The sequence below is a fragment of the Enterococcus sp. FR204 genome, from assembly GCF_031143325.1.
GTDB classification, from domain to species: domain Bacteria; phylum Bacillota; class Bacilli; order Lactobacillales; family Enterococcaceae; genus Enterococcus_B; species Enterococcus_B faecium.
Genome location: NZ_JAKZIW010000070.1, coordinates 1 through 7,869, shown reverse-complemented (window position 1 = coordinate 7,869; position 7,869 = coordinate 1). Strand labels below are relative to the sequence as shown.

At 38.3% G+C, this 7,869-nt stretch carries 3 protein-coding genes and 3 pseudogenes; 1 reads left to right on the top strand and 5 read right to left on the bottom strand.

What is annotated here, in order from left to right; genetic code table 11:
- Positions 1–69 precede the first annotated feature (69 nt).
- Positions 70–324 (bottom strand): annotated as a pseudogene (locus RG571_RS11400) (winged helix-turn-helix transcriptional regulator); the annotation flags it as partial.
- A 294-nt stretch (positions 325–618) separates the two neighbouring features.
- Positions 619–1,871, bottom strand: a pseudogene (locus RG571_RS11395) (GHKL domain-containing protein).
- Between the two features lie 60 nt (positions 1,872–1,931).
- Here RG571_RS11395 and RG571_RS11390 point away from each other — a divergent pair.
- Positions 1,932–2,672 carry a LytTR family DNA-binding domain-containing protein gene (locus tag RG571_RS11390; protein WP_258430669.1) on the top strand — a complete coding sequence of 247 codons (741 nt, stop codon included), beginning with the start codon at positions 1,932–1,934 and terminating at the stop codon, positions 2,670–2,672.
- Between the two features lie 85 nt (positions 2,673–2,757).
- On the opposite strand, the gene RG571_RS11385 is transcribed toward RG571_RS11390, so the two are convergent.
- The 3 genes and pseudogenes from RG571_RS11385 to RG571_RS11375 all read right to left on the bottom strand — a co-directional run bounded on the left by RG571_RS11385 (position 2,758) and on the right by RG571_RS11375 (position 7,732).
- Entirely contained in the window at positions 2,758–3,516 is a 759-nt protein-coding gene (locus RG571_RS11385) for a WxL domain-containing protein (RefSeq protein ID WP_258430670.1), read from the bottom strand.
- Positions 3,513–4,541, bottom strand: a complete 1,029-nt coding sequence (locus RG571_RS11380; protein WP_258430671.1) for a DUF916 and DUF3324 domain-containing protein — start codon at positions 4,539–4,541, stop codon at positions 3,513–3,515. The genes RG571_RS11385 and RG571_RS11380 overlap by 4 nt, the downstream gene beginning before the upstream one ends.
- A gap of 19 nt (positions 4,542–4,560) precedes the next feature.
- Positions 4,561–7,732 (bottom strand): annotated as a pseudogene (locus RG571_RS11375) (Ig-like domain-containing protein).
- Between the last annotated feature and the right edge of the window lie 137 nt (positions 7,733–7,869).

Below are 7,869 nucleotides of genomic sequence, written 5' to 3'. Positions count from 1 at the left end.
ACATAAAAAATAGATGATGCTTTTAAAAAAACTCATGTTTTCTTTTATTTAAAATAAATGTCATAGAAATCAGTAATTTAGGTAGCCACCATGTGTATGCAGTAATGTGACTTCTTCCCCTGAGGCTTTTTGTTTTTCGATACGTTCTTCTCCCCAAACAGACATCGCTACTAGAATCTCTCTTAATGATTTTCCTTCTTCGGTGAGCGAGTACTCTACTTTAGGCGGGACTTGGTTATAGACTTTTCGATGGACAATGCCATCTTGTTCTAACTCTCTTAACTGCTGGGTCAGCATTTTTTGTGTGATCGTAGGGATTTTCTTGCTTCTCCACGCCTAAAATAAGCGATATTGCTCTTCCCTTTATCTGGTGTAAGCAAAGCAGTTAGCATTTTGACGATCGTGGGTTCCGCTTTTCACTTCTTATCTACTTAGTATCACGAAGTATACTTTCGTACTAATACTAAGTAGCGGAAGTGTCAACTACTTTGTTTAACTACATAGCAAAAGAAACAGAAGGGTGACAACGGTCATCACGCTTCTGTTTCTTTTGAATATGCTGTGTTGTTGTCTCTATCTCCGTGTAGACTTTCCTCAAGCTTATCCTTTGACAGTAAGTCAGTAGGCTGATTTGCTCTTTCTAGATGCCAGATACATTTCTACAAAGAAACAGTGATTCTGCTTTGAAAAATCGATTTTTAGTTCTGCATTTTCGTAAACATCCAGCATTTTTTTCGCACTGTATAGACCTAACCCGCCATTTTTTTTAGAGGTTTTTCCTCTTTTGACCATCTCCGATAGCGTCAAATTCGTTGGATTTGCCTTGTTCGCTATACTAAAACGTGATCCCTCTTTTTCTTCCAGCAGATTGATCGTAATCGGACTCTGATCGGCTACACGATGATCGAATGCGTTAGAAATAAAAATAGATAAACAGCGAATAAAAACAACCAGATCAATCGGGATTGTTTTCACTTCGACAGGAATAACTACTTGGATCGGGATTTTCTCCGATTCTGCTTTTTCTAGAAATTTTAAAAAGACACCCCTGACAGCTGGGGATACAATATTTGTTAGCTGTTGTATTTGCGGTTTTTCAAAAATAGCTGCAGAATGATCTTCTAATATTTCTAAAAATTCCAACGTTTCTTTTTTATTTTCCTGAAGAGTAATTTTTAATGAAAACAGTAGACTTTTATAATCATGTTTGAATTCCTCTAGATGATGGTAATATTCTTCATTTATTTGATACAGTTGAAGCGATTCCTGATGTTGTCTTTCTTTTACTTGGAAACTGATCAACATAATGGAAAAAACAAAGAAAAAAAACTGATGACTATCGACAAAAGAGATAGAAGCAGATAATTAGATGAGCGGAAGTGAACACTTCCCAATACCAAGTAAATCACGCCCCAGCTTAATAAAATACAAATACCTCCAAAATAGTGTTCAGTTGGATAAGTAAAAAGCAAGTTGAGAAATCTCGTCTGTTTGTCTATACTTTTTACTAATAGATAGAAAATAAATGCGATAAGTAGTGCAAAAAAACTTGCTATTCCAAGATGTCTCTTTCCTAAATAATCCATCAGATCAAAAACCAGAAAAAAGCTGAGTCCAGTGATAGCAAAAAAAAGATTACTGATCAAACAGCTGATAAACAGGTTTTTCGTAGTAAAATAAAAAAGAAACATCAATAATAAGCCAACTAGGTAAGGAAAGCTCACTTTAGGGATAGGAAGTAAAAGTGTCACCACCATCAAAGCTATACAACCAAAGCTGTTTTTTACTAGCAGTTGTTTCGAAAAGAATAAATAGATACCTAAATCTAAAATCAAAGTAAAGGTCAAATAAAGTGTCACTGTTGCGACCATCTTATTCCTCCATTGTTTTGTTTCAAAATGTACACATATTTTTTTAATAGGAGCCTGCATATGAAAAAGTATTTTATCATAGAAGATAACCAGTTTCACAGCGAATGGATCATCAAAGAATTGGTCAATCATCATATCGAGAATATCGTGCAGCTCACTTCTTTCTCTCAAATCAATCAGTTGATCCAGTTGGGCACTATTGATAATCACGATGTTTTCTTTATCGATATCGACTTGAAGCAATCACTCACAGGTATTGATGTCGCCGAACAAATACGTAAAAAAAATGCACATAGTAATATTGTTTTTTTCACCGCTTATACGAATTTTGCAGTAGAGATCATCAATCGGAAAATCCTTCCGATTGGATATATCAGAAAAGACAGGAATTTATCTGAACAAATTCGTCAAGTGCTAGAACAGATCAATTGGAAAGAACAGCAGATCGTAAATGTCGATAAAATCTTTATTGATCAAAAAGGTGGAAGTCTCGTCCTGTATCCTCGGGAAATTTTATATATTGAAAGTATCAAAGGTTTGAAAAACCAAGTTATGGTCAAAACAACTACAGAAGATAAATTAGTGAATACTTCTTTAAAACAATTGAAGACAGAGTTGGAAAAGTATGCTTACTTTTTACTATTAAAATCTTACTGTATCAACTTATCGCAATTGCAGAAAATTGATTCTGCTCATTATGTGTTAGAATTTTTCAATGGTGACTCCTTACTCGTTGGTCGAAAGATCTTTGAAAAGACAAAGGAACGTTTCCATGACTTCCAAAAAACTGCTTCGAGTTGATGAATAAGAGCTGAGACGTAAGCATAGCAGATTTCAGGGAGTAGGCCTTGAATCGGCTCCACTCCCTGAAGTCATTGATTTGATTTTACGCTTTCCCTTCTGCAGGAGCATCTGTTAACGACCATGTGAATGTTGAAACGTAGTTGTCTACGGCATAATTGGATACAGGAACAAATAATTCCACTGATTGTCTCCCTTGTTCCACATTCTCTCCTAATGAATAAATCCATGTGCCAATCCCTTCATTTGCTCCTGCAGTTACTAGATCTACTGCCTGATCCGCTGGGATCTCAATTCCTTCAGCGCCAGTACCAGAAATAGTAGATGGCGTTCCACTGCTATTAGTTGCGCTATTTCGAATCACGGCGTTTTTGAATTTCACCTTTGAACCAGTTAGTTTATTCGTATCAGATGTTGTACCAATAAATTCTGTTCGTTTGACTGATAGTTTCCAACCGGCATAATTTCCGCTTTTATCCGTTACTTGTACGAAATTCTGTACTTGTGTTGCTGTCCCTGTACTGTCCGTTCCGTTTTGTAATGCAGCATATACTGTTTTTGCTGTACCTAACTTGATTGTTCCAAAATCAAGATCTGGAGCTTGGTCAATCGTCAGTAATCCGGATGTTCCCTGATTTGGTTCGTCAGGTGTAAACGGCGTATCGGGATCATTTGGATCAACAGGAGGAACTGGAACAACGTCTTCAGGATTTGCGGCATCTGGTTTTGTTACAGAAATCGTTCCTTCTGTAGTGGCTGAGCACTTATTCTCAGCAAAAACACTTTGTGTACATAATAATAGACTTCCAGCTAGAACGGTACTTAATGCAATTGTTTTTTTCATTTCTTTTTCCTTCTTTCTTTTAAAATAAATAATCCAGCAAATAAGCCAATAAGAATGACTCCAACAAATATCAGCCATCGCCAGTCAAATGTTTCTGGCTGATTTTTTAAATCAATATCCTTTTCATTCAATTGGTCCGCTGCATCATCAGTTATTTCAAAATCGGTATAGAGATTCCAGCGTTTTTCTTTCCAAGCACCCTTCACAACCGCTTGATAATGTCCCGGAGCTAATTTTTTTCCTTCTAATGGGACAAGTAAATCAAAATTTGTATTGGGTGCTACATTTATTTTTTCTTTTTTTATTGAAAGGTAAGGTTCTTTTGATTCTTTTTTGTAGATTTCAACCGATGTAGTCAAGCCGAACATATAAGAAGCATTTGGATTTTGAAAATTCACCTTAATCACATTTCTTCCATCGCTTTGATCCGCATAAGCTTTTTTTAATTTCAAATCTGGGGAAGACTCTTTTTCGCTATTTCGAATCAAGATTGCTTTCACTTGAGAAAACTGATTGACGACACCAACTGTACTTTTGTTAGAAACGTTCTCTTTTTTTTCTTGAAACGTGATCCCTCCTGCGACCACACCAGCCAGCTCTTTTTCTGGCGCTTTCAGTGAAAGTGTCTCAGTGACCGCACTTTGAGGAGGAACAGTTATTTCTCCCACTGTTTTTGCTAAGTTTTTCATATCATAACTTAATGTTTCATCTAATTTACTTTTTGATTCTCCATATTCGATCACACCGTTTGAATTCGTCGTAGCGGAGTGGATCAATGTCTCAACTATTACTGATTTATCTGTTCGGTTAAAGACCGTGTAGGGGATTTCCTGTGTTTTCCCAGGCTCCATCCTTACATTTATATATGTTTTGTTCTTATCAATCTGATTAGCCGGTAATTCAAAATCTACCGCAAAATTGAATTCGGAGGCATGGACAGGTGTCTGCCAAAGGATGAATCCAAGGAGAAGGATCAGAAGTAAAGAGCAGTTGTTTCGATGACTTTTATTCCATATTCGATTCATCAATCATCCTCCTTGATCTTTATTCTGTCGGCGCATCTGCTAATGTCCATGTCATCTCTGCTGAGTAATTACCAGCTATCTGATTTTCTTTGGTTAAGACAAGTTTAAACGCCCGACCGTTATTTAAATATTCTGAATAATCTGCTTGCACATTCGTTGAATTTTGTCCTCTGACAATTTCCAGTTCTTCTTCATTCACTAATTGATACTCCTCAGCTTTCTTGAAATATAGGACATCCTGCATAGAAAATCCTGCATCGTTTGTGAAAGGCTGAGATAATTTTATCGTTAAGATCCATGGACTTTTTGTTTCTCGCTGATCATAAATCCATAATTTTTCCTGCCCATCCATTTGGCCAAATGCTTCTTGCGTCAACCCAGTTGCTTTGATCTGACCAAAATCGAGTTTGGAAGGGGCAAGAAATGAGAGACCACCTTCTACTACGATCTTCGTAGCAGGTGCAAAAGGCGGGGCATCATGATAAACAACTGGCGTATCACTTGGATTGTGATTCCCAATTTCATCGTTGGTACTTGGCTTGTTCTGCACACCCTTAGCAGCAGCTTCTCCTGCTTGGTCGTTTAATACAATTTCTAATACATCTCCTGCAAAAAGTTGATTTTCTGGGATAGAAAGAACAAATTTCCCTGTATCATCAATAGTTGTTTCGGACAAAACAGCTTGATTTTTTTTCAATGAAACCAAAGCTCCTGCTTCACCTGTACCTGTGATCGTGCGAGAAGCTGCATTGATCAATGTGGTACTTAATTTAGCAGGTTCAGGAGGAATCACATCGACTGTCGTTTTGGCAGAGTCCAGTTCTGTCACTTCTTGGCCGCCTCTTACTTTTTTAGCAGCAACTACTTGCACTTGATCCCCCGTTGTTAGTCTTTCTTCGTTGGGTACTTGAACTTCAAACAAACCGCCTTGTTCGCCTTCTCCCCACGGATTATATCCTGCCCCTTCATTTTCATCTGTTTGTCCTTGTGTGAGAGCAGTAATTTCTACAGGTGATTTCGTCGTATCTGCATAAGTAATACGTAAAGTCACTTCTACTTCGCCTGTCCAAGCATCTCTTGGCTTTGCCTCGACACCTTCGGGAACAACGACATGCCCATAGATTTTTTTATCTGCATTCGTTGGTACTCTTAAGGATTCAATCATCGGAAGCTGGTTATTGGCACTGATTCGATTATAATTTTTCATTCCGGCACCTGTCTGAGCAAATTCATTTGTTAAACCTGCACTAGGGCTTGATACAAAATTACCTAAGTCGGTTCCATTGATCGATAAGTCTGTCATATCAGAAAAATAATCCGGATCTTTTTCAAAGTTATCGAACGTTGCTCCTGCCTTTCGCCATAAAGCAATTTCTGAATGAGCGATCTTCAAAGAAGAATCGCCATTTCCTTGAAATACCCAGCCACCTATGCCATTAGTCTCGCTTCCGATCCGTTTGTTTTGGAAATCGAAATAGGTAGGAGATTCTAAGTCTACATTCAACACATCCCCACTGATGATGCCAGTCTTATCTTCCCCAGTTTTCCCGACCATGACTAAATAAGTTTTTTCGCCAGCCATAAAGTTCAAATCAATATCTCCAGTTGTATCTACGGTAGCTCCGGAATCTGCGCGTATATCGATATTTGATTTTTCTCCAGTAACCGTAAAATCAGCTGACCCTGGACTTTCTAGAAAACCAGAAGCGTCATAAAAATTGGATCGCTTGGTTTCCTTGATTGAGTCTGTTCACATAAGATTTGCCATCCCCTGCATTTCTTACCTTCAATGAGCCTCCATTAGTTACTGTTAGTTTTTGCGTACCGTTCTCAAAACGAACTGCGCTAGAACGACCACTTTGCTTATCAATATCGATGACTGATCCGGCTCCTTCTACGATCAAAGAAAGTCCTTTCCCTACAAAACGCATCCCATTGTTTCCAGGTTGGTCGCTATCTCCAGCCATTTTGACCGAGATTTGTCCACCACTTGATACATGGATTTGACTAGAATCTCCTTGCAGGCGAAATCCGCCAGTAGTCGCTGTATTGATTGTGATTTTCCCATCATTCGACACAGCGACTCTTGATCCTGAGCCTCTCATTTGGATAATTCCGCGATTGTTGTCGTTGGTAATATTGATCTTTGTATTTACCGAAAATTCACTTCCTGAGCCACTGACTTCAAATGTGACATTCCCGGGTAGCGTATCGACAGCCTCTCCTTCATCGCTGACGCCATCTGCCCGATCATAGTCAAGAGAGACCTTTGAACCACTCAAGATATGGAGTCCTGGTGCTGTTTTTCCACTGCCCGTCTCATCACCTGAATCTAGAAAACCATAGAATTTTCCTAGATATGGTCCATAAAGCTGACTACCATTGATTACATTTAGCTGATAGCTTCTACAAAAATAAGCTTTACCCGGATCGGCATTCATCCCTTCTTTCACTGGTTGGACATCCAATACACCGGAAACACCATCTAATGTGACAGTTGCACGAGGGGCGTAAATCAGGCCTAATTTAGAACCATCATATAAGTCAAGTGTCCCAGTAAATTTTATTTCTCCCGTAAAATGATATCTGTTTCCCCAAAAATCGGACATATAAGCAATGATAATGGCATTTCCATCGATATTTGGTATCAACCCACCTGGATGAGCTGCCGTTCCTTTAAAATTCTGAAACTCGATCGACTGAGGTGTCTCATTGATATAGATGTGATGTGTGCCGAAATTATGAGCAAGTCCGCCAAAATCGATAACGATATCTCGCTTGATCTCCAATTCCCTGTCTAAAGTCAAAGGCTGAGTTAAACGAATCTTAGCTACTGATTCGTCTGCGAGAAGCTGCGTCAGTTCTTCTGTTGTGGCAGCTTCGCTGTACCCATCCGCTGAAACAACTCTAACCTGTACCTCTTCACTGCTATCAGACGTTTGTTCAGCTACTTCTGAGGTCTCACTTGTCTTATTTTCTTCTTGCCTTGTATTAGAAGTAGGCGCCTCACTTTGGGATTCTGTAGTTTCAGAAGTAATTGATTCTTCTGAAAAAGTAGTCTTGTCAAAACTTTGATTCTCTGATTGCGTTGATTCGCTTGTTTTCTCTACATCGGCAAAAACGGATGTCACCATCAAGAGAGGGAAGACAAACAAAATCGACGCAATCAGCTTTTTTACATATTGATTCATTCTCCACCATCCTCTCTGACGTTTTGACAATTTTATTTTAACGTTTTAATTTATTTGTAATTGTACTTTCATATTTAAAATATGTATTTTTATGGCAAATTTTTCTGTTAGGTGAAAATTTCTTTTTTGTACAAAAA